19 protein-coding genes are annotated in these 21985 nt (G+C 67.3%); 7 read left to right on the top strand and 12 right to left on the bottom strand.

Annotated features, from left to right (window positions below):
* Positions 1 to 330: 330 nt before the first annotated feature.
* The 9 genes from hglS to ACZK08_RS01865 form a co-directional block, all read right to left on the bottom strand.
* Entirely contained in the window at positions 331 to 1692 is a 1362-nt protein-coding gene (hglS, locus tag ACZK08_RS01905; RefSeq protein WP_065182559.1) for a 2-oxoadipate dioxygenase/decarboxylase HglS, read from the bottom strand.
* Positions 1693 to 1792: 100 nt separating this feature from the next.
* Entirely contained in the window at positions 1793 to 2281 is a 489-nt protein-coding gene (locus tag ACZK08_RS01900; RefSeq protein ID WP_053519656.1) for a hypothetical protein, read from the bottom strand.
* A 31-nt stretch (positions 2282 to 2312) separates the two neighbouring features.
* A complete protein-coding gene (locus ACZK08_RS01895; protein ID WP_053519655.1) occupies positions 2313 to 3065 on the bottom strand; it encodes an HAD family hydrolase in 753 nt (250 codons plus the stop codon).
* 95 nt (positions 3066 to 3160) lie between these two features.
* The gene (locus tag ACZK08_RS01890) at positions 3161 to 3568 is read right to left on the bottom strand and encodes an EF-hand domain-containing protein (RefSeq protein WP_065175425.1); all 408 of its coding nucleotides are present in this window, start codon (positions 3566 to 3568) and stop codon (positions 3161 to 3163) included.
* A 227-nt stretch (positions 3569 to 3795) separates the two neighbouring features.
* A complete protein-coding gene (locus tag ACZK08_RS01885; protein ID WP_065182560.1) occupies positions 3796 to 4167 on the bottom strand; it encodes a hypothetical protein in 372 nt (123 codons plus the stop codon).
* Positions 4168 to 4238: 71 nt separating this feature from the next.
* Positions 4239 to 4952 (bottom strand): M15 family metallopeptidase, encoded by a 714-nt coding sequence (locus ACZK08_RS01880; RefSeq protein ID WP_081284430.1) that lies wholly within the window; start codon positions 4950 to 4952, stop codon positions 4239 to 4241.
* Positions 4885 to 6456 (bottom strand): serine hydrolase domain-containing protein, encoded by a 1572-nt coding sequence (locus ACZK08_RS01875; protein ID WP_065182562.1) that lies wholly within the window; start codon positions 6454 to 6456, stop codon positions 4885 to 4887. Before ACZK08_RS01875 ends, ACZK08_RS01880 begins: the two co-directional genes overlap by 68 nt.
* 37 nt (positions 6457 to 6493) lie before the next feature.
* Complete coding sequence (locus ACZK08_RS01870) at positions 6494 to 9493, bottom strand: TonB-dependent receptor (protein ID WP_065175428.1); 3000 nt, start codon at positions 9491 to 9493, stop codon at positions 6494 to 6496.
* A 51-nt stretch (positions 9494 to 9544) separates the two neighbouring features.
* Positions 9545 to 11005 carry a transglutaminase-like domain-containing protein gene (locus tag ACZK08_RS01865; protein ID WP_065182563.1) on the bottom strand — a complete coding sequence of 487 codons (1461 nt, stop codon included), beginning with the start codon at positions 11003 to 11005 and terminating at the stop codon, positions 9545 to 9547.
* 132 nt (positions 11006 to 11137) lie between these two features.
* Between ACZK08_RS01865 and ACZK08_RS01860 the strand changes: the two genes are divergently transcribed.
* From ACZK08_RS01860 to ACZK08_RS01835, 6 genes are all read left to right on the top strand, one after another.
* A complete protein-coding gene (locus ACZK08_RS01860) occupies positions 11138 to 12574 on the top strand; it encodes an SH3 domain-containing protein (protein ID WP_065182580.1) in 1437 nt (478 codons plus the stop codon).
* Positions 12571 to 13677: a dipeptide epimerase gene (locus ACZK08_RS01855; RefSeq protein WP_065182564.1), complete on the top strand. Its 1107-nt coding sequence runs from the start codon at positions 12571 to 12573 to the stop codon at positions 13675 to 13677. The genes ACZK08_RS01860 and ACZK08_RS01855 overlap by 4 nt, the downstream gene beginning before the upstream one ends.
* A gap of 73 nt (positions 13678 to 13750) precedes the next feature.
* Positions 13751 to 14596 (top strand): MurR/RpiR family transcriptional regulator, encoded by an 846-nt coding sequence (locus ACZK08_RS01850; RefSeq protein WP_065175430.1) that lies wholly within the window; start codon positions 13751 to 13753, stop codon positions 14594 to 14596.
* 27 nt (positions 14597 to 14623) lie between these two features.
* On the top strand, positions 14624 to 15400 hold the full coding sequence (locus ACZK08_RS01845) for a L,D-transpeptidase family protein (RefSeq protein WP_065182565.1): 777 nt from the start codon (positions 14624 to 14626) through the stop codon (positions 15398 to 15400).
* Entirely contained in the window at positions 15397 to 16695 is a 1299-nt protein-coding gene (locus ACZK08_RS01840; RefSeq protein ID WP_065175432.1) for an APC family permease, read from the top strand. The genes ACZK08_RS01845 and ACZK08_RS01840 overlap by 4 nt, the downstream gene beginning before the upstream one ends.
* A gap of 111 nt (positions 16696 to 16806) precedes the next feature.
* Complete coding sequence (locus ACZK08_RS01835; RefSeq protein WP_478452410.1) at positions 16807 to 17151, top strand: hypothetical protein; 345 nt, start codon at positions 16807 to 16809, stop codon at positions 17149 to 17151.
* Between the two features lie 90 nt (positions 17152 to 17241).
* Here ACZK08_RS01835 and yiaA read toward each other — a convergent pair whose 3' ends face one another.
* Positions 17242 to 17691: an inner membrane protein YiaA gene (gene yiaA, locus ACZK08_RS01830; RefSeq protein ID WP_053519474.1), complete on the bottom strand. Its 450-nt coding sequence runs from the start codon at positions 17689 to 17691 to the stop codon at positions 17242 to 17244.
* Positions 17692 to 17860: 169 nt separating this feature from the next.
* Between yiaA and ACZK08_RS01825 the strand changes: the two genes are divergently transcribed.
* The gene (locus ACZK08_RS01825) at positions 17861 to 19045 is read left to right on the top strand and encodes a PQQ-dependent sugar dehydrogenase (RefSeq protein WP_065182566.1); all 1185 of its coding nucleotides are present in this window, start codon (positions 17861 to 17863) and stop codon (positions 19043 to 19045) included.
* Positions 19046 to 19090: 45 nt separating this feature from the next.
* Here the strand turns inward: ACZK08_RS01825 and ACZK08_RS01820 are convergent, their stop codons facing one another.
* Entirely contained in the window at positions 19091 to 19606 is a 516-nt protein-coding gene (locus ACZK08_RS01820; protein ID WP_065182567.1) for a hypothetical protein, read from the bottom strand.
* Between the two features lie 106 nt (positions 19607 to 19712).
* Positions 19713 to 21887 carry a glycoside hydrolase family 3 N-terminal domain-containing protein gene (locus tag ACZK08_RS01815; RefSeq protein ID WP_065175435.1) on the bottom strand — a complete coding sequence of 725 codons (2175 nt, stop codon included), beginning with the start codon at positions 21885 to 21887 and terminating at the stop codon, positions 19713 to 19715.
* Between the last annotated feature and the right edge of the window lie 98 nt (positions 21888 to 21985).

The raw sequence follows: 21985 nt of genomic DNA, 5'->3' as shown, positions 1-21985 counted from the left end.
TCGCCGGGCATGGCCCGGCGCTACCGCTGCATCCTTCGCCGTTTCGCCGGGCGTGGCCCGGCGCTACCGTTGCGTCCTTCGCCGTTTCGCCGGGCATGGCCCGGCGCTACCGTTGCATCCTTCGCCGCTTCGCCGGGCATGGCCCGGCGCTACCGCTGCATCCTTCGCCGCTTCGCCGGGCATGGCCCGACGCTACCGCTGCATCCTTCGCCGTTTCGCCGGGCATGGCCCGGCGCTACCGCTGCATCCTTCGCCGCTTTGCCGGGCATGGCCCGGCGCTACCGTTGCATTGTCCCTGGTAGCGCCGGGCCATGCCCGGCGACCGACGCATCAACTGCGCAGGCTCGCCAGTGATTCGGCCTGCAGGCGCTCGTAGATGTCGAACTCATCGTTCACCGGCACGCCCAACGCCTGCTCGAACGCTTCGCGGTTGGCATGTGCGGCATAGGCGCGCTGCTCTTCGCCCCCCAGGTTCGACTGGAAGATGCCTGCGGCGCTGACCGGCAGGAAATCCTCGTAGACGATCGGGTCGGCCACCACCAGCCCCGCCGCGATCAGGGCTTCCGCCGGCAGGTCACCGATCCCGCCAGGCGCGGCGCGGCCGGCCTCGGTCAGCTGGTAGCGGAAGTAGCCCAGACCCTCGCGGCGCAGGGTGTCATGGTCGTCCGGGAACGCTGCGAACGCTGCCTGCAGGCGCTGGCCATAGTCGCCACCGGTGCTGCCCGCACCTTCGCTGTTGCGCGCCTGCGCCAGCAGCTGGTCGTACAGCGCGCGCCCCTTCGGCGTCAGGGCCAGGCCACGCTGCTCGATCTCGCCGAACCGCGCGGTGTGGGTGCCGGCATCACCGCCCTGCTCATCGGGGAAATGCACGGCTTCTTCCAGCGCTTTGAAACTGGTCTGCCGCAGCAGGATCGGACAGGCGCGGCGCGGCGGACCTTCGATGACCGCCTTGGCGGCCATCCCCTGCTCGATCATCGCTGCCTGCGCGGCATCGATGTCCAGCGTGCGCGGGGTCAGGTGGTTGATGTGCGGGCCACGGAAGCTGACCACGTCGGCCACCAGCCGGTGTGCCTGGTGCAGCGCATGGTAGGTCGGCAGGTCGACGGTGGCGTCACCGTGCCAGCGGAAGGTCTCCAGCGCCTCCGCCACGAAGCGCTCGGCGTCGTGCTGCGACAGCCCGCCATCGCGCTCGGCCTGGTCGATCAGGGCCAGGGCGGCATCGGTGAAGATGCGGCGGCGGGCCAGGATCTGTGCCGACTGCGCACGCAGGGCCTCGTCCTCGATCAGTTCCAGGCGAAGCAGCGAGGTGAACACGCGGAACGGATTCTGCGCCAGCGCCCCACCGGTGAGCGGGCGGAACGCGGTGGAATGCACCGGCACCCCGGCCACCGACAGGTCGTAGTAGCCGACCGGAAACATGCCCATCACCGCGAACAGGCGGCGCAGGGTGGCCAGCTCCTGCACGGTGCCGACGCGGATCGCGCCGTGCCGCTCCTCGTCCAGCCGGCCGCGCTCATCGTTGCGCTGCAGCTGCGCAGCCAATGCCGGGTCCTGCGCCAGCACCTGCGCGTTGATCCGCTCCACCAGTTCCACCAGCGTGCCGTACAGCGGCACTTCGGTGCGGTACATGCGGGACATGGCCTGGGCGAACAGGCGGCGGATCACATCAGGCGAAACGAAAGAGGCGCTCATCAGTCACTCGATTACGGGAACGGGGAACAGCTCGAACCCGTATTGTCGCCGGAGCGCGGGGCCGGCGGCGATATGCAGAGCAGCATGGAGCGGAACGGCGCTACCGGTTGAGCTGGCGCTTCAGGGTGGCATCCAGGGTGATCGGCCGGTCCCAATGCTCATAGCTGGCCACGATGGCGTGGCGCACGGCGCGGTAGTGCAGGTTGTCCGGTGCCTTGGGCATCCGCTTCACCACGGCCTGCCAGCCGCCAGCCGGGTCACGGCTGAAGGCACGCACGCTGTCGCGGCAGGTCTGGCCGCTGGCCTTGGCCCAGAAGCAGGCGAAGTACAGATCACCCGCCTGCCAGCCGTGGGTGCTGAACAGCGCGCTGACATAGCCACGCGGCACATCGGCATAGCGCGAGACCTCGTCGAGGAAGGCATCGGGGTAGCGCTCGGCGTAGTGGTTGATGTCGCGCAGCTGGGCGTCGATCCAGCGGTCGCCGGTGTCCACCTCATAGGCCGCCGAGCGTTCGGCCGTCTGCTGTGCCAGCACGGTGGCCGGCGCCAGCAGCAGGAGCATCAGCAGCGTGAGCAGGCGAGCATTCATGCCCCGATTCTGCCGCAGCCGTCGCGCCCTGTCAGGCCGCGACGCTGGCCTTGGCTTCGATCGCGGCCAGTGCGGCCGGCCAGTCCCAGGCGGTATCGGCGCTGACCATGCGCGGCTCGTCGTCGGCCACGCCATGCTGGGTCTCATGCGCCCAGGTGACCGCATAGGGCGTATGGATGCCCCAGCCCCCCAGCGTGACCACCGGCTCGATGTCCGAGCGCAGCGAATTGCCGACCATCACGAAGCGCTCGATCGGCAGGTCGAACTCGGCCAGCACGCGGGCATAGGTTGCCGGGTCCTTCTCCGAGACGATCTCGATGCGCGGGAACAGTTCATGCAGCCGGGCGACGTTGATCTTCGCTTCCTGGTGGAACAGGTCGCCCTTGGTGATCAGCACCACCGGATAGTGCTCGGCGATGGCCGCCACCGATTCACGCACACCGTCGATCAGCTCGACCGGATGGCGCAGGGTGTCGTGGCCGATATCGAGGATGCGCTGGATGTCCCTGGCCTCGATGCGCTGGCCGGTGATGTCGATGGCCGCCTCGATCATCGACAGCGCCATGCCTTTCACGCCGTAACCGAACACACCCAGGTTGCGCTGCTGCACTTCCAGCAGGTGACGGGCGGTCTGGGTGTCGTGCACGTCGATGTAGCGCGACAGCAGGTCAAGGTAGTCCTGCTCGGCCTTGCGGTAGTAGTCCTCGCTCTTCCACAGCGTGTCGTCACCGTCAAAACCGACCAGGCCGATGGCGCGCGCGGGCGCAGGCGTGGAGGTGTTCATCGGACAAGGATACAGGCGCGGCGAGGGCGAAAAAAACCCGGGCGGCTGGCGCCGCCCGGGTACCCATGCACCGGTTGTCCCGAATCAACGGTGGATCAGCGGCCCTGTGCGGCGCCGCCGGCACCGGCCTGCTGGGCGGCCACATAGGCCTTGTACTCATCGGCGCTCAGCTCGCCGTCCTTGTTGGCATCGGCCTGGTCGAACACCTGGGCAAGCCCGGCGTTGACCTGTGCCTCGGACTTGCTGATGGTGCCGTTGCCGTCGGTATCGATGCTGGCCCAGGTCTGGCCGCCGCCGCTGGCCTGCGCCGACGCGGCCGCCGCTGCGTCAGTGGCCTGGTTCGCGGCCTGGCCTGCCTGCGCGGCGGCCTGCTGGGCCTGCGCTGCATCATTCTGCGCCTGTGCGGCCTGCTGCTGCGCGGTCTGTGCCATGGCCGGAATGGCCAGTACGCTGCCGGCGGCGACAATCAGGGCGATCAGGGGCTTGCGGTTGCGAATGGTCATCAGGGATGTCTCCTTGGGGTGGTGTTGCGCGGCCTGTTGTTTCCGCACGGCACCTACCCTGCCACCCCGTTTCTGAATCGATTTTGCGCCGCGACCGTCATCCACACGCGCGGTTAACCACTGCCCGGCGTGCATGCATTAGCGCGGTGGTTAGGGTGGAGTGATCGGCCCATAAGGCGAACATTCAACGCCCTTGGATTTAACCCGCAGGCAACGAAAAACCTGCGTCATTCGACGTTCTGGGACGATGACCGCGAACTGAACAACACCCATCCCAGCGCCACACCGGCGAGCGCTCCGGCAATCTCCAGCACCACGCGGCTGCCGAGTTCGTTCGGATCGTGGATGGTGGCCAGGAACAACCGCGCATACAGCGGCGACTCCAGCCGCACGATTCCCATGTAGAAGAGCTTCCATGCATCGATGCCGGCCGAGATCACCACGGCGATGACGCACGACCAGCCGATGGCATGGCCTACCGTCCAGTGCAGCAGGCGGCACAGCCGATGCCAGAGCAGGTACACCAGCAGGCCAACCAGCAATGCGATGGCGCCAGCTTCCAGGGTACCGAGCAGGCCGAAATGCAGGGGAAGATTCATCGGGTGCGCAGGAGGGGAAAGGCGGCCAGTGTACGACGGAGGGTCTCGGCGGCGCGGACCCGCCGGTGCTGCTATCGAACGGGCACGTCGTAGGCGGTCATCGGGTCCGGCTCGGGCTGCAGCGTGTAGTGCCACCACTCCTGCGCATAGTTGCTGAAGCCATGCCGGGCCATCGCCTGCAGCAGACGGGCACGGTGGGCCCGCTGTGCGTCATTGAGTCCCTCGGCCGCGGTGTGCGCCCGCGGACCGAAGAAATCGAAATCGGTGCCCATGTCCAGCGGCGTGCACGTGTCGCGCCGGCACGCCAGCAGGCCGACGTCCACGGTGGCGCCGCGACTGTGGCCCGAGCGCTCGGCGATGTAGCCTTCGCTCAACAGCTGCGGCTTTTCCAGATCCGGATACTGCAGTGACTTGCGTGACTGCTCCGCGGGGTCATGTGCCCAGGCCACGAACGCCTGCACCGCGCGCACCGGGCGATAGCAGTCGTAGATGCGCAGAGCGAAGCCCTGCGCGCGCAGATCCGCTTCGACCCGTGCCAGTGCGGTCGCGACCGGCGCCAGCAGATAACAGGCCGGCGCTTCATAGCCAGGCACGCGTGCGCCCGTGAAGTTGCCGGCGCCGGCATAGCGGATGTCCAGCTCGATTCCCGGCGACACCGTGCGGATCTCCACCAGCCCGGCCTGCGACGCATCGGTGGCCGACGATATGCGCGGCGCCTCACTGGCGTGCGCGGGGCTCGCCAGTGCAGTCGCCAGTGCGAGTGAAATGCAGATCCTGGAAGTCATAGCTGAAGTCGATGTCCGGGTCGATCGCGCGCAGTTGCAGGGACGGCACCGGGCCATCGCCGGGCTGCAGCCACGCCTGCGCGTCCTCATCCAGCGTATCCCAACGCAGCAGCCAACGCTGCTGCAGCTGCATCACCCGGGCCTGCAGGCGAGGCGATTTCTCCACGCGGAACCGCAGGCCGTCGGGGCCTGGGCACAGCCAGGCGGTTCCCAGCCATGGATCCGCATAGCGGCCCTGCCACTGCGGCAAGGCCGTGCCGGATACGGCGCGCGCACCTTCCGTCGAAGGCGCCACATGCCCCTGCGCACGCTTGGACGCCTGCGCGCGCTCCAGTTCATCGAGGTAGTCGGCGGCACGCCTGCGGTCCTGCGGCGCGGTGTACGCCTTCAGCATCGACTGCATCAGCGCCGTACGTGCCTGCTCGCCCTCGCCATTGATCAGGATCACCACGCCGATGCCACGGTCGGGCAGCAGGGCCAGCGACGAATACATGCCGGACAGGGTGCCGGTATGCGCCACCTTCCAGTGGCCATCGATGTCCGACAGGCGCCAGCCGTAGCCATAGCCGTGGACGTGTGCGTTGTCCCAGCGCCGCTGCATGTCACCCAGCGGCATCGGCATGTGCAGCGTCCACAGCGCGCGCCGCTGTGGCGTGTCCAGCCAGTCCGGCACCAGGTCGGGATCCAGCAGCACCTGCATCCAGCGCGTCATGTCGCGCAGCGAGCAGCGGATGCCACCGGCCGCCATCGATGGCAGATCGGCGCTGATCTCACCGTCGGCGTTGACCACCGTCGTGCGGCCGTCGCGCCGCGCATGCGGCTGGGCGACGTTGCCGACGTCGCGCACCGACCAGCGGCCGACCTGGCAACGGGCCATGCCCAGCGGCTCAAACACCTGCTCGCGCATCAGCTGGTCATAGGGCTTGCCCCCTGCGGCAGCAGCCACTTCACCGGCGACCACGTACATCAGGTTGTCGTAGGCATAGCCGCTGCGGAAGCTGGTGACGGGTTTCAGATGCGCAAGCCCGGCGATGATGTCGGCGCGGGTGAAGGCATTGGGCTCGGGCCACAGCATCAGGTCACCGGCGCCCAGCCCCAGGCCACTGTTGTGGATCAGCAGATCACGCACCTGCATCTGTTGCCCCACCCAGGCGTCGTGCATGCGGAAGCCGGGCAGATGCCGCTGCACGGGGTCATCCCAGCGCAGCCGGCCCTGCTGCACCAGCCGTGCCAGCAGCGCGGCGGTCATCGCCTTGCTGTTGGAGGCGATCTTGAACAGCGTGTCCTCGTCAATGCGACCGCCATCGCCCCGCATGCCCTTGGCATGGCGGTACACCACCTGTCCCTGGTCCACCACCGCCACCGCCACCCCAGGCAGGTGCTCGCGTGCGACAACGGTGGCGATATCGGCATCAAAGCGCGCGGGCTCCGCCGGCGCAGCAGGCGAGGTGGCAAGTGCAGCAAGGACGATCAGCTGAAGCACAGGCCCGCTCCCTTGTGTCATTGCCCGCGCCGCCCCTTCGAGCGGCGCGGGCACACCGTCAGTAGCTCCAGGTCACCGTCAGCTGCGCATAGCGCGGCGACTGGAAGCCGGTGCCATAACGATACAGCGGGTTCGGCGTACCGATGCTGTCCTGCGGCTCGTAGTCTTGGTCCACCGTCACCACACGCTGCTGGTTGAGTACGTTGTACACCGCCAGCTTCAGGCGCAGGTCGGTGGGGATCGGCACCTTGTACGACACGCTGACGTCGAGGTCGTAGGTCCACGGCGTGCGGCCATCGCCACCGCGCGGGGAATGCACGAACACGCGCTCGGACGGCACACTCGCCTGGCAGTTGGACACGCACACGTAATAGCTGTGGAAGTCGGTATCGTCGAACGGATTGCCGGCGCCGAAGCGGGTGATCGGGCTGCCCGACTGCACGCCCAGCGTCGCCGCCACGCTCAGGTTCTCGGTCAACGCATAGCTGCCACGGAACTTGAACTGATGCCGCCGGTCATTGGCCAGGTAGCCATAGCCGCGGTAGTTCACCCAGGGGTTGTCGAAGTTCTCGGTACGACCGGCATCGGCGAAGTCGGTATCGGAGTTGACCGGGCCTTCGGCGTTGCCACGGCCGTAGGCCAGCGTATAGGACGCATTGAAGCCCCACTTGCCATCCCAGGCGCGATCGACCTGCAACTCCAGCGCCTTGTAGTCGCGCTTGGGCTTCACCCAGCCGCGCTGGCCAACATAGTTGCCGTCATCGTCATACAGCGCCCAGCCTTCCTTCGACGTATCGATGCTGATCCAGCCGTCGTTGCTGCCGTCGCAGTTGGTATCGCCCCAGACGGTATTGCTGCGCCCGGGATTGCCCATGATCCAGACGCTGTCGATGGCACCGCACTGGCCGGTGGCGGTGATGTTCATGTCATCGATCGCGTTGTGCAGGCGCCGATAGGTCACGCTGGCACCGACCGACCAGGCTTCGTTGATCATCTGCTGGAAGCCGAGGATCGCCTCGTCCTGGTAGACCGGGTCCATGTCCCGGTTCACTTCGGCACGCAGGTCCGGCACGCTGCCATCACCCTGCGAATTGTCGACCGGCCCGATCTGTGCCCCCAGGTTCGGCACGTTGTTGGCGGCACCGCTATAGCCGAGGAATTCGTACCAGGTGCGTTCGTCCAGGAAGCCACCGGCCTGCTTGATGTTGATGACGTTGGCCACCGGCAGGAAGTAGCGGCCAAGGTTGCCGAACACCTTGGTGGTGCCATCACCGCGCACGTCCCACGCGAAGCCCAGGCGCGGGGCCAGCATGTCGTCGATCTTGATGTAGCTGCTGCCGTCGCCGCCCTTGTTGTCGAAGGCTTCCAGGCGCAGGCCCATGTTCAGCAGCAGGTTCGGGGTGACCTGCCAGTTGTCTTCCAGGTAATACGCCGAGTTGATGGTTTCAAACGAGCCATCCACTTCATACCGGCGGGTGCGCGCGACCAGGCCACTGGCCGGCACGATGCCCCCATTGAGCGAGCTGCCCGGCGTGCGGTAGTAGATGTCGTAGCGGAAACCACCCGGACCGGGATAGGCGCGGCTGTAGTCGGAGGTGTTCTCTTCGCGGTCCAGGCCGAAGCGCAGCAGATGGTCGCCCAGGGTCCACTCGAAGTCGGCGCGTGCGGCCTTGCGCGTATCCAGTGCCGATTCCAGCAGCGAGCTGCTGGTGCAGCTGCGGTCGCCCTGCAGCTGCGAGGGCACGCCCTGGCTGGCGGTACGGTTGTCGAACACGCGGTTGCAGTTTTCGTCCATCAACGAGCTCTGCGCGCGGTTGCGCTTGTTCTCGCCATACATCAGCTTCATGGTCAGGTCGTTGTTGACCTGCCAGCTGTAGGTGCCCGACCAGTTCCTGCCGCCCACGGTGTTGTAGATCTGGTTGCTGCGCTCACCTACCGTCTGGCCACTGGCATAGTCGTAGTTGTAGACATCGGTAAGCGTCTTGCTCTTGTCCGAGAAGCCGAACAGCGACAGCATCTGGTTGTCGGTGATCTGCCAGTCGATCTTGCCGCCCCAGAACGGGTCATCGGCCTTGCCCTGGCTCAGGCGCGTACCAGCGTCGTTGGTTGAGGTTGGCCGGTAGTCACGGGCCTCGTACATGCCGAAGAAGAACAGCCGGTCCTGGACCAGGGCACCGGAGGCGAACACGTTGAGCGCACTGCGGCTGTAGTCGTCGCGGCTGGCGGTGATGTAACGGCTGCCTTGGCCGTCATAGCGGTCGCGGGCCTGCGACTGCCACGCGCGGGGTTCGAACACCAGCTCGGCACCGGCCTTGAAGTCGTTGCTGCCCGAGCGGGTGACGGCGTTGATGACGCCACCGGTGCTGCGCCCGAACTCCACCGAATAGCCTCCGGTCTTGACCTGGAACTCCTGGTAGAAGGAGAACGGTACTGACGAGAAGCCCACCCGGTTGTAGAAGTCGGTGACGTTCAGTCCATTGATGTACACGGTGTTCTCGGCCACTGACGAGCCGCCGAACGAAATGCCCTGCCCGCCCAGCGAGCCCTTGCCCTTCACTGCGCCCGGCGCCAGCAGCGCGACGGCGGTGATGTCACGGTCCACCGGCAGGCGCGACAGCTCCTCGCGGGTGATGTTGGTGGCCGATTCGGTGGACTTCACATCCACCATCGATACCACCTGCGGCGCGCGCACCTCCACCGTTCCCAGGGTACTGACCGCACCCAGCGGCACATTGACGGTGGTTGCGCTGCCCAGGCCGACGGTGACCTGGCCGACGCGGCTGGCACCGCCGCCGGGCAGGCTCACCTCCATCTCATAGGTGCCCACCGGCAGCAGCGGAATGCGATAGCTGCCGTTGGCATCGGCCTGTACCGAGCGGACGAAGCCGGTGGCCGGATTGCGCACCGTGACCGTGGCGCCGGCGGGAACCTGGCCGGCATCGCTGACCAGCCGGCCGGCGACGGAGCCATCCTGCGCGAAGGCGCCGGGCGCGATCACGCCCAGACAGGTACCCAGGGCGACGCACAGCGCCGCCCGCTTGATGTTGTATGCCTTCATCCCCTGCTCTCTCCTGCAAGAATTGAATGGTGCCGATGGTGGTGTGTCGCGCTAGCGTTGCCCGGCGGGCAGTACCTGCCACTGGAAGTCGTAGCTCCATTGGTCGAAGTACAGGTTGCCGCCTGCCCACTCGGCCTCGCCGCGCTGCGAGTCGACCGTTTCCGAGCGGAAATGCTGTTTGGCCGGCACGAACGGCTGGCCGAAATCGTCGTTGAAGGCGATGCGGTAGCCGTCGAGGCCACCCAGGTAGAAATCGCGCAGCGCAGGTACATCGCTGGCCAGTGCACCGGTGGTCACATCCATCGGCAGCCAGCCATACGGCGCCAGATAGACCTGTCCCCAGTCATGCAGGTTGTTGTAGCCGCTGCCATCGTCGGAGAACACCATGCCCGACTGCCAGCGCGCGGGAATGCCGTTCATGCGCAGCAGCGCGATCAGCAGCAGCGTCTGCTGGCCGCAGTCGGCATGGCCGGCACGCAGCGCGTAGTCGCTGATGTTGCTGAGGGTGGAATACTCGCGTGCGCCGGCCCATGGGATGCGATCGACCGCCGCGAACAGCTTGCGCACGATCTCGTAGGGGCGTGTTTCGCCCTGCAGCACCTGGTCGGAAAACAGTTTCAATGCCGGCGTGAAACGCACATGCGGCAAGTGTTCGCTCAGGTAAGGCTGCAGCGCGGCGTCGGCCGGTGTCGGCTGCACCCGGGCCGGATCGATTGCCGTGTGGCGGGCGAACAGGGTGACGGCATAACGGATCTCGAAGCGCGTGGGCTGCCCGGCGACGGCCTTCGCTTCCAGATAGGCGGTGCGCTGCAGGGTACCGGCGGGTGCCACGCGTGCTTTGTCCGGTGTACTGCCAAGCCATTGCACGCGCTCCTGCTGGCCCGGAATCTCGCGCGGATAGGGAATCCAGGCGCGAACGGTTTCGCCCGCCGGGACCGCATCGGCCTTGACCGTGAGCGACTGCGTGAACGCGATGCGCTGCGGCAGCACCGAGCCCTGGCCGCTTTGACCGGCAGCAGCAACGACACGTGCGTGGTGCGCGTTGAGCACTTCATTCGGGCCCGGAGACGGCATCGGTGCATCGGCGCGGCGGCGTGCACGCGCTTCATCGCTGAGCAGGAACAGGTTTGAGGGCGCGCGCTTGAAGTACGCGCGCCTGCCATCGATATCGAGGTGCTCGATCAGCCCCAGCTGGTCCCAGCGCGCGAACTCCTCGTCGGTCAGATCCGGAATCCAGCGACGCACCGCCGCTTTGGCCGCCGCTTCGTCGAGGGAAAAATCCAGGCGGATGCGGCGCATGCGCTCGCGCTGGAATGCGTCTTCGGCAGCATCGTGCCCGGTCGCCAGCAGCGCCTGGGCGTCGCTGAAGCGCCCGCTGTCGATCAGGTCGATCACCTGCAGCTGCCGGCTGTCGCGCGCGTCTGCCGCGTGCGTGGCCGACGCCCACAGCAGCAGCGCGGCACACAGGCCGGCGGCGGCAGGCAGACGCGGTTTGCGAACGGCAGGATCCACAGCGACACTTCCCAAGCGCGGGTGGTAACGGCTGTGTAACACGGGCCGGAGGACCGGTCAATAATTTATTCTTGCTTTCGCAGGCGAAAGGAATAAATATTCCTTAAGGCATTCGAGGAGGGTGTGCTGCGCATGATCCTGGCTTCCCGCGAACCGCGCCGGCAGTGGCCGCGCCGGTTGACCCTGGCCCTGTGCCTGTTCGCCGCACCGGCCTTCGTGCAGGCTGCCGCGCCCGATCCGGGCGCGCAGCTGCCGTATGTGATCGGTCTGCACGAGGCTTACCTGACCCCGGACTACTGGGCCGCCCGGCTGGACGATGCCGATGCGCCGATCCTCGACCGCGCACAGATCCAGGCGCAGAACGCACGGATGCGCGCAGAGGATGTCCATATCCAGGACATCGCCGCCCTGCCCGCCCAGCTGGATGCGGCACAGGTACGCAGCAGCATCACGGCGCTGTCGAGCTGGCCCACGCGTACGCTCTACAACGCCAAGGGGCAGGCGATCGCACCGGCAGTGCGCAAGGCCATCGAAGCCAACCTCGGCCTGGATGCGATTCCCGCACAGGTGGCGCCCGACTACGGGCTGGTGGTGAAGCGTGCCGCACTGCGCACCTTCCCGACCCGCGAGCGGGTCTTCAGCACGGTGGGCGATACCGATATCGATCGCTTCCAGGAATCGGCGCTGTTCCCCGGTGACAAGGTCGCCGTGGTCCATCGCAGCACCGATGGCCGCTGGTTGTTCGTGCACAGCGAGCGTTACAGCGCATGGATCGAAACGGACGCCGTGGCCACCGGCGACAAGACCAGCGTGCTCGGCTATGGCAGCGCCGGCCCGTACCGCATCGTCACCGGCGCCACCGCGCACACCGTCTACACGCCGGAAGAGCCGCGCGTCTCGCGCCTGCAGCTGGACATGGGCGTGCGCCTGCCGGTGCTGGCCGACTGGCCTGCGGCCACGCCGGTCAACGGCCAGCAGGCCCACGCCTCATGGGTGGTGCAGCTGCCCGTGCGCGAGGCCGATGGACGACTGAAGCTGGTTCCGGCACTGCTGCCGCGCTCGCAGGACACGGCCGCCGATTACCTGCCGCTGACCCCTCGACGGCTGTTGCAGCAGGCGTTCAAGTTCCTGGGTGAGCGCTATGGCTGGGGCCATGACTACGATACCCGCGACTGCAGCGGCTTCGTTTCGGAAATCTACCGCAGCTTCGGCGTGCTGCTGCCGCGCAATACCAGCGCCCAGGCGATCAGCCCGGCACTGGATCGCCTGCCGTTCACCAGCAGGGATGGCAAGGCCGCGCGCGAACGTGCCGTCACCGGCCTGCAGGTCGGTGATCTGGTCTACATCCCCGGCCATGTGATGATGGCCATCGGCCACGTCGACGGCCGCACCTGGGTCATCCACGATACGGCCGGCGGCAGCTGGTTCGGCGCCGACGGCACGCGTGTGCAGGCCCATCTCAATGGTGTTTCGGTCACGCCGCTGGAGCCGATGATGGCCAGCGACACGGTCCGCTACATCGACCGCATCACCAACATCCAGCGCCTGCGGGCCAAGACCCCTGAATGAAGATCACCGCCATTGAACTGGGCATGCTGCGCGTGCCGCTGAAGACCCCCTTCAAGACCGCCCTGCGCACCGTGGAAACCGTGGAGGACGTGGTGGTGCTGGTCCGCACCGACAGCGGCCACACCGGGTACGGCGAGGCGCCGGCCACCGCGGTGATCACCGGTGATACGCATGGCTCGATCATCGAAGCGATCCGCCACTTCATCGCTCCACGCCTGATCGGGCAGGACGTTGCCAACCTCAACCGCCTGTGCGGGCTGGTGCAGACGTCGATGGAGCGCAATACCAGCGCCAAGGCCGCAGTGGAGATCGCCCTGTACGACCTGTGGGCGCAGCTGCATGGTGCGCCGCTGTACCAGATGCTCGGCGGCGGCGACCCGGTCATCACCACCGACATCACCATCAGCGTGGACTACATCGACAAGATGGTGGCCGATTCGCTGTCGGCGATCGAGCGTGGCTTCGAGTCGCTGAAGATCAAGGTCGGCAAGGACATCGGCCTGGACATCGAGCGGGTCAAGGCGATCCACGCGGCGGTTGAAGGCCGCGCCCTGCTGCGCCTGGACGCCAACCAGGGCTGGACCGCCAAGCAGGCGGTGCACGCGATGCGCACGCTGGAGGATGCCGGCGTGGTGCTGGAGCTGCTGGAGCAGCCGGTGAAGGCCGCCGACATCAGTGGCCTGAAGTACGTGACCGACCGGGTCAACACGCCGGTCATGGCCGATGAGAGCGTGTTCAGTCCCAGCCAGGTGATGGACCTGATCCAGCAGCGCGCGGCGGACATCATCAACATCAAGCTGATGAAGACCGGTGGCCTGTCCAATGCCATCCGCATCGCCGACATCGCCGGCATCTACGGCGTGCCGTGCATGATCGGCTGCATGATCGAATCGAGCATCAGCGTGGCCGCGGCCGTGCACCTGGCCGTGGCCAGGAGTGATGTGATCACCAAGGTCGACCTGGACGGCCCTTCGCTGGGCCAGTTCGACCCGGTCAGCGGCGGGGTCAACTTCAACGAGTCGGAGATCACCATCAGCGATGCGCCGGGGCTGGGAATCACCGAGGTGCGCGGGCTGGAGATGATCACGCCGCCGCGCTGGTAGGCCGCTGCGCGGGCGCTACCGCCGACCGTTGATCCCGCTTACCCTTCCTGCAACCGGACCCACGCTGAGCCCCATGCCACCCCTGGTGAAAATCCGCTCCGAGCGCGGGCAGATGTCGGCCATCGAACGCCGCATCGCCGACTTCATCCTCGACAACGCGCACCTGCTGCGCGACTACTCGTCGCAGCAGCTGGCCAGCGCGCTGGGCATCAGCCAGTCCAGCGTGGTGAAGTTCAGCCAGAAGCTGGGCTTCAAGGGTTACCCGGACCTGAAGTACTCGATCGGCCAGGACGTGGCGCGCGCCGGCCACGATCCGCAGGCACGCCCGCCGTCGCCGAGCGCCGATGACTACGCCGACATCGCCGGCCGCCTGCGCCTGAGCCGGGCAGCCGCCGAGGAAGAGACCAGCCTGGCCAATGCGCAGGCTGATGTGGAGGCCATCGTGCGACTGCTCGACAGGGCGCCCAAAGTGTTCGTGTACGGCCTTGGCGATGACGGCCTGTACGCGCGCGAGTTCGCCATGCGACTGTCGCTGCTGGGCATGCTGACCGTGCACCATGCCGATCCGATCCTGATGATGGCCAACCTGTCAGCGGCGCGGGCCGGTGATGCCATGCTGGTGTTCTCCGAGTTCGGCAAGCTTCCGCAGCTGTTCCAGCTGTCGCGGCAGTTCCAGGACGTGGGCGGGAAGGTGGTGTCGATCACCCGCCATACCGCCAACCCGCTGCGCGCACATGCCGACCAGTCACTGGTGGTCTGCGCCCATGACCCTGCACCGCACGTGGCGCAGCTGCTGTACCGTGCTTCACTGCAGTCCCTGCTCGACTTCGTCTTCGTGCTTTTGTGCCATGCCAACCCGGACCGCCACCGCCAGCTCGGGGTGAACCTGGAACGGATCGAACACCTGATCGACGCCTGATCGACCCCTGGTTCACTGGAGTCCACGATGCTGCCGCTGCTGCGTACCGCCCTCGCTGTCACCGCTCTGGCCACCGCGCTGCCCGCTGGCGCGCTCACCCCGCTGCCGCCGATGGCGCGCAGTCTGCAGGCCATCGTGGTGGTCACCGACAGCTGGGATGCCACCCAGGGCCGGCTGCAGGCCTATGAGCGCAGGAGCAGCGACGACACGTGGCGCCCGCACGGCCCGGCCTTCACCGTGGCCGTGGGGCGTCAGGGCAGCGCGTGGGGCGTGGGCCGTGCGTCGCTGCACAACCAGGGGCCGCAGAAAACGGAAGGCGACGGGCGCAGTCCGGCCGGCGTCTTCGATATCGGCCCCGCGTTCGGCTACGCGCCGACGATCGCCAGCGCGATGCCGTATCTGCCGATGACGGCCAGCCACTACTGCATGGATGTACCCGCCTCGCGCTACTACAACCGCATCGTCGATGCGGCGGACGTAGGTACCGCCGCAGTGGAAGGCTCCACCGAACCGATGCGGCTGGACCTGCACAACAAGGGCGATGTTCGCTACCGCGAGGGCTTCGTGATCGAGCATAACAGCAGCCGCAGGCCGGGCAAGGGCAGTTGCATCTTCGCCCACCTCTGGCGCAAACCGGGCGAGGCCACGGCCGGCTGTACGGCAATGGGGCCGCGCCACATGACGGCCCTGCTGGCCTGGCTGAAGCCGGACACGCGCGCGGTCTTCGTCCTGCTGCCCAGGACGGAGTACGACAACCTGCAGGGGCCGTGGCAGCTGCCGGCCCTGACCGGAGCGTTGCGTTGAGCGCCCCGGACGAACCGCAGCTGCAGCGCGCGGTCAGCCGCTGGCAGATCGTCGGCCTGTCGATCAACGACGTGATCGGCAGCGGCATCTATCTGCTGCCGGCGGCCACCGTCGCCCTGCTGGGCCCCTTCAGCCTGTGGGGCGTGGTCGCCGCCGGCATCGTGGTGGCCCTGCTGGTGCTGTGCTACGCGCAGGCCGCCAGTTACTTCGATGAACCCGGCGGCAGCTATCTGTATGCCCGCGAAGCCTTTGGCCGCTTCGCCGGCTTCGAGATCGGCTGGATGATCTGGCTGACCCGTATCAGCTCGGCGGCCGCACTCAGCAATGCACTGGCCGATGCGGTCGCGCGCTTCTGGCCCTGGGCCGGGGCCGGCACGGGTCGCCTTGCCGTGATCGTGCTGTCGCTGGGTTTCCTGACCGGCGTGAACATCATCGGCGTGCGCTCGGCGGCCCGCACCGGCATCGTGCTGGTGATCGGCAAGATGCTGCCGCTGCTGCTGTTCGTGGCCATCGGCGCGTTCTACATCGATCCGCAGCTGGCGTTCTCCGGCCAGCGCCCGGACCCGCACGACCTGCAGCGCATGGGTGAGGCCGCATTGTTGCTGCTGTATGCCTACGCTGGTTTCGAGAACATCCCGGCGGCAGCCGGCGAGTACCGCAATCCCCGTCGCGACATTCCGTTCGCGTTGATCACCATGATCATCACCGTCACCGTCATCTACGGCGCGGTGCAGGTGGTGGCGCAGGGCACCCTGGCCGGGCTTGCGTCGTCGCCGACACCGCTGGCCGATGCCGCAGCCGGATTCGGCGGTGAGGCACTGGCGTTGATCCTGACCGTCGGCGCGACCATCTCCATTCTCGGCACCAACAGCAATACGATGATGATGGGCCCGCGCTTCCTGTTCGCGCTTGCCCGCGATGGCTACGGGCCGAAGATCCTCGCGCAGGTCCATCCGCGCTTCCGCACACCGGCTGCCGCGATCTTCTGCCAGGGGCTGATCGCCCTCGGCCTGGCGCTGTCCGGTTCGTTCGTTCAGCTGGCGCTGCTGTCGATGACCACGCGACTGTTCGCCTACATCGGAACCGCGGCGGCCGTGCTGGTGCTGGCCAAGCGCTACGCCGACCGGCCGGGCGCACTGAAGCTGCCGGGCGGGCCGCTGATTCCGGTCCTGGCCCTGCTGCTCTGCCTGGCCCTGTTCGCCAGTGCCAGCTGGCAGAACATCGCCGCCGCACTGGTCGCCTTCGCCATCGGCGCAGTGATCTACAAACTGCCGCGCAAGGACGTAGGCGCCTGATGATCGGCAGCGACGGCGCGAATGGAGGACACCTTCCCTTCACGCGAGCGGACCGGACTGTTAACCGCCATGGCGGCATGATCGAAGCTCATCCACCACGGAGCCCGATCGATGAGCCCCGAGTACCAGATTCCCGGCCGCGTGCCGGATGACAGCGCACCGCGCCAGGCCGTTTCCGACTTCTGGCGCGAGCGTTACACCGCTGAACCCTATTACGACAACCAGCTGTTCTTCGAGGACTACGAGCCGGCCTATCGCATCGGCCACGCTGCCCGTGCGCAGGACATGGTCCGCGCGTACGAAGAGGTGGAAGCCGAACTCGAGTCACGCTGGGCGAGCGAGCGCGGCAAGAGCCGGCTGGAATGGGCGCAGGCCCGCAACGCCGTCCGCCGCGGCTGGGAAGAAGCGGTCAACCTCGACCAGCGCCTGGACCGGGGCGTACCGCGCGGCACCTGAGGGCACGCCCCGCTGCGGCCGGGCCATGCCCGGCTGTCCTTCGGCACTGCGGCAGAGCCGGGCTGGTCCCGGCTCTGCGCAATCCGGGCGTCAATCGTGTTCCGGCAGCGGCGGCACGGCCTGACCGCGTGCATTGCCGCCGTTGGCGGCGATCAGGTCGCGGGTGTTCTTCTGCACCGCGACCGCGCCGAACAGCGCAAGTGCGAAGGCCATGGCGTAGAAGCCCTTCTCGCTCAACAGCAACGTGGCATTCCACAGGCCCACCAGCAACAGCAGCAGCGCCGATAGCAGGGCGAACCAGCACAGCGCGTAGTACAGGCCGCTGACCGGGATGCCCTCCACGCGGTCGCGCACGCTCTTCTGCAGCGATACCGCCGCAAACAGGCCGTACAGCAGCAGCGCCAGGTAGTAGCCCTTCTCGTTCAGGGCCATTTCGGCGTTGAACAGGCCGATCAGATAAGCCACCGCGCCAAGCAGCAGCGCCACCCAGGAAGCGGCGACGAAGGCGGGAGACGGCTTGTGGGTCGGAACAGTGTGCATTGCAGATCCTTGGCAGACAGACGGGCATGCATTGCCCGGGCGTGCCCACCCTAGACGATCCGCCCCACGTCGCACAGGGGGTAGCAGGACCTTCGGGCCACGACGGTCACACCCGCAGTGGTATACAAGGGAACGCTTGGCCATCCGCATCCCCGCCCTGGAGATTCCCATGACCCGCACGCCCCTGCTGCTTGCCCTCGGCCTGGCGCCGATTCTCGCCACCACTGCCTGCAACGCCGCCGATCCTGCATCCGGCACTGCCGGTACTGCCGCCACCGCTGCTGCGCCCGCTGCGGCTGCGGCCGCAACCGACCAGCGGCCGTTCACCGCCACGGAAGTCAGCCGTTTCGATCAACCGTGGGCAATGACCTTCCTGCCCGATGGCAGTCTGCTGGTCACCGAAAAGCGCGGCAAGCTGCAGCACCTGGACGTGGCCAGCGGCCAGAAGCATGAGATCACCGGCGTACCGAAGGTCGCCTATGGTGGCCAGGGCGGCTTCGGCGACGTCATCCTGCACCCGGACTTTGCCCGCAACCAGGTGATCTACCTCAGCTATGCCGAGGAAGGCACGCTGGATACCCGCGGCGCCGCGGTGGCCCGCGCCACGCTCGCCCTGGACGCCGACGGCGGTGGCCAGCTCAAGGATCTGAAGGTGATCTGGCGACAGACACCGAAGGTCAGCGGGCAGGGCCACTACGGCCATCGCCTGGTGTTCGGTCCGGACGGCAAGCTCTGGATCAGCTCCAGCGAACGGCAGAAGTTCGACCCCGCGCAGGACATGGGCGGCAACCTCGGCAAGATCATCCGCCTCAACGACGATGGCAGCCTGCCGGCGGACAATCCGTTCGCGTCACAGGGCGGCGTGGCAGCACAGGTGTGGTCGCTGGGCCATCGCAACATCCTGGGCATGGCCTTCGATGCCAACGGCAAGCTGTGGGCGCATGAGATGGGGCCGGCGGGCGGAGACGAACTGAACCTGATCGTGCGGGGCGCCAACTACGGCTACCCGGTGGTCTCCAACGGCGACCACTACGACGGCCGGCCGATTCCCGACCACGACACGCGCCCGGAGTTCGCCGCGCCGAAGGTGACCTGGACGCCGGTCATCTCGCCTGCGGGCTTCGTCATCTACAGCGGCACCCTGTTCCCGCAGTGGAAGGGCAGCGGCTTCATCGGCGGCCTGTCCTCCACATCACTGGTGCGCGTGGCCTTCGAGGGCGACAACGCGCGCGAGGCGGAACGTTTCAACATGGGTGAGCGCATCCGTGAAGTGGAACAGGGGCCCGATGGCGCGCTGTGGCTGCTTGAAGATGGCAGCAAGGCGCGCCTGCTCAAGCTCACGCCGAAGACCTGATCAGGTAACGCAGGGTGGCGGGCCAGAGCCCGTCACCCCGCACGCTCACTGGATGGTGATGACCTTCACTTCGGTCCGGGTGCAGGCCGCATCAAGGCACTGGCCGCTCAACCACACCTGGCCATCGCCGATCATCACGCCCTGCTGGTTGACGAACACCTTGCCGAAATCCTGTGCGGACACCGCCTTGACCACGGCCGGCGTGATGATCTTCTCGTAGCTGCGCTGGAATTCGCCCGGTCCGGCGATCGTCTTTCCGCCGCTGATGTTCAACGGGAAACGTATTTCCTCGACGACCGCCGCGCGATCACCGCCGACCACCGCCGTTCTGAAGGCATTGAAGACCTTCTCGTACTGCGCCGCGTCACCGAGCAGTGTCTCGATGCGCGCGCGCGCATCTTCGGTCTGTTCGCTCGCGGGTGCCGCAGGTGCTGCCGGTGCTGCCTGCACGGGCTCGGCTGCCGGTGCGGCAGCGGGCGTTGCCTCCGGGGCCGTCGGCGGCGCCGGCTGTGCACAGGCTGCCAGCAGCAGCGCGGGGGCAAGGAAAGCACTCTTGCGCATGGTCGGGCTCCATCGGATCACGAACCCCGATGGTAGCGCCGGGTCAGGCCCGGCGTGTTTGCCATGGGTGACGACGCCGGGCATGGCCCGGCGCTACCGTTCCCGTTCAGCCCTTCAGCAGTTCGAACTGCACCGGCTCGCCAGCCGCTGACGACGCGCACACCCACAGCTCGAACAGGCCCGGCTCGGCACGCAGCACGCCATCGCGGCCGGTGAACGCCAACTGCTCGCGATGCAGGGTGAACACCACATCGGTGGATTCGCCCGGCTGCAGTGCGACCTTGCGGAAGTCCTTCAGCTCGCGCACCGGCCGCACGCGGCTGGCCACGCGGTCATGGATGTACAGCTGCACCACTTCCTCGCCAGCCACGGTACCGGTGTTGGTCAGCGTGGTGGTGATGGTCAGGGTGTCGTCCCAGCCCAGCTGTGCCGTGCTGAGCTGCGGCACCCCATAGGCGAAGGTGGTGTAGCCGATGCCATGGCCGAACGGATACAGCGGCTCGTTGGGAATCTCGCGCCAGCGGGCCTTGAACTCCGACATCGTCGGCAGTTCGGGGCGGCCGGTACGCGGATGGTTGTAGAAGTACGGCTGCTGGCCGGATACCTGCGGGAAGCTGACCGGCAGGCGGCCGGACGGGCTGTAGTCGCCGAACAGCACATCGGCCACCGCATGACCGGTCTGCGTGCCCAGGTACCAGGTGACCGCCACGGCCTGCGCATTGCGCACCGCGCCTTGCAGGGCCAGCGCGCGGCCATTGCGCAGCAGCACCACCAGCGGCTTGCCGGTCATCGCCACCGCCTCGGCCAGTGCCTGCTGCGCCGGCGGCAGGGTGATCTCCACGCGCGACTGCGCTTCGCCGCTGTAGCGCTGAGGCTCGCCCAGCGCCAACACCACCACGTCGGCACGCAGCGCAGCCGCCACGGCGGCTTCGGTGCCCCCCGGGATCGCGGTTTCCAGATCGCAACCGGGCACGATCTCCAGCAGCGACGCGTCACCGATGGCGGCACGCACACCGGTTTCCAGGTCCACATAACGCTGCTTGTCGCCGAACAGGGTCCAGCAGCCTTCGATGTTTTCGCGGTCCTGCACGAACGGGCCGATCAGCGCGATCTTCTGCCCGGTCTTCTGCAGCGGCAGCACGTTGTCACGGTTGTTCAGCAGCACGATCGAACGGCGCGCGGCATCGCGCGAGAGCTCATCATGTGCGGCGATGTGCGAGTCGTCCGCTTCGCGCGCCGGGTCCAGCGACCGGTAGGGGTCGTCGAACAGGCCGATGGTTTCCTTCAGCCACAGGATGCGGCGCACGCCCTCATCCAGCACCGCCATCGGCACCTCGCCGCTTTCCACCAGGCCTGGCAGGTGCTCGGCATAGAAGCCGCTCTGCATGCTCAGGTCCAGGCCTGCGGTGAAGGCCTTGGCGGTGGCGTCGCGGTCATCGGCGGCGTAGCCGTGCGCCACCAGTTCCATGTCGGCGGTGTAATCGGAGATCACCACACCCGGGAACTTCCACTCGCCACGCAGGATGTCGGTGAGCAGTTCTGCATTGGCGCTGGCCGGCACGCCGTTGATGTCGTTGAACGAGGACATCACCGTGATCGCACCGGCATCGAAGGCCGCCTTGAACGGCGGCAGGTGCACGTCGCGCAGGGTCTGCGGCGAGATGTCCACCATGTTGTATTCCATGCCGGCCATCACCGCGCCATAGGCGGCGAAATGCTTGGGCGTGGCCAGCAGCGAATCGGCGGCACGCAGGTCGCTGCCCTGGAAGCCGCGCACACGGGCGGCGGCGAAGGCACAGCCCAGCACCACGTCCTCGCCTGCGCCTTCGGCGCCACGGCCCCAGCGCTGGTCGCGGGCGATGTCCACGGCAGGCGCATAGGTCCAGTGCAGGCCGGCGGCGGTGGCCTCGACCGCAGTGGCGCGGGCGGTGCGCTCGGCCAGGTCCGGCTCGAAGCTGGCGGCCTCGCCCAGCGGGATCGGGAACACGGTGCGCATGCCGTGGATGACGTCGGCAGCGAGGATGACCGGGATGCCCAGCCGGCTCTCCTCGGTCGCGACCTGCTGGATGCGGCGGCCCAGTTCGGCGCCCACCCCGTTGAACAGCGAGCCGACCTTGCCCTCGCGCACCTGCTGCAGCACCTGGTCGGCATTGCGCACGTTGGCTTCCGGGTTCACGTCCGGGGCGAACGGGCGGACCATGTCCGCGAAAACACCCAGCTGGCCGACCTTTTCCTCGACGGTCATCTGGGCAATGAGGGATTCGATGCGTTCGGAGGCCACCGGCAGTCCTTGATGAAAACGTTTACAAGCCCGGCATTCTAGCGATCCCGGGCCATTTGGCGAGAGGTTTCGGCATTCAGTTTCATCCACCAGCGGGG

The organism is Stenotrophomonas sp. 112478_Sma (assembly GCF_056479905.1).
This window is presented reverse-complemented; position numbering and strand designations above follow the sequence as displayed.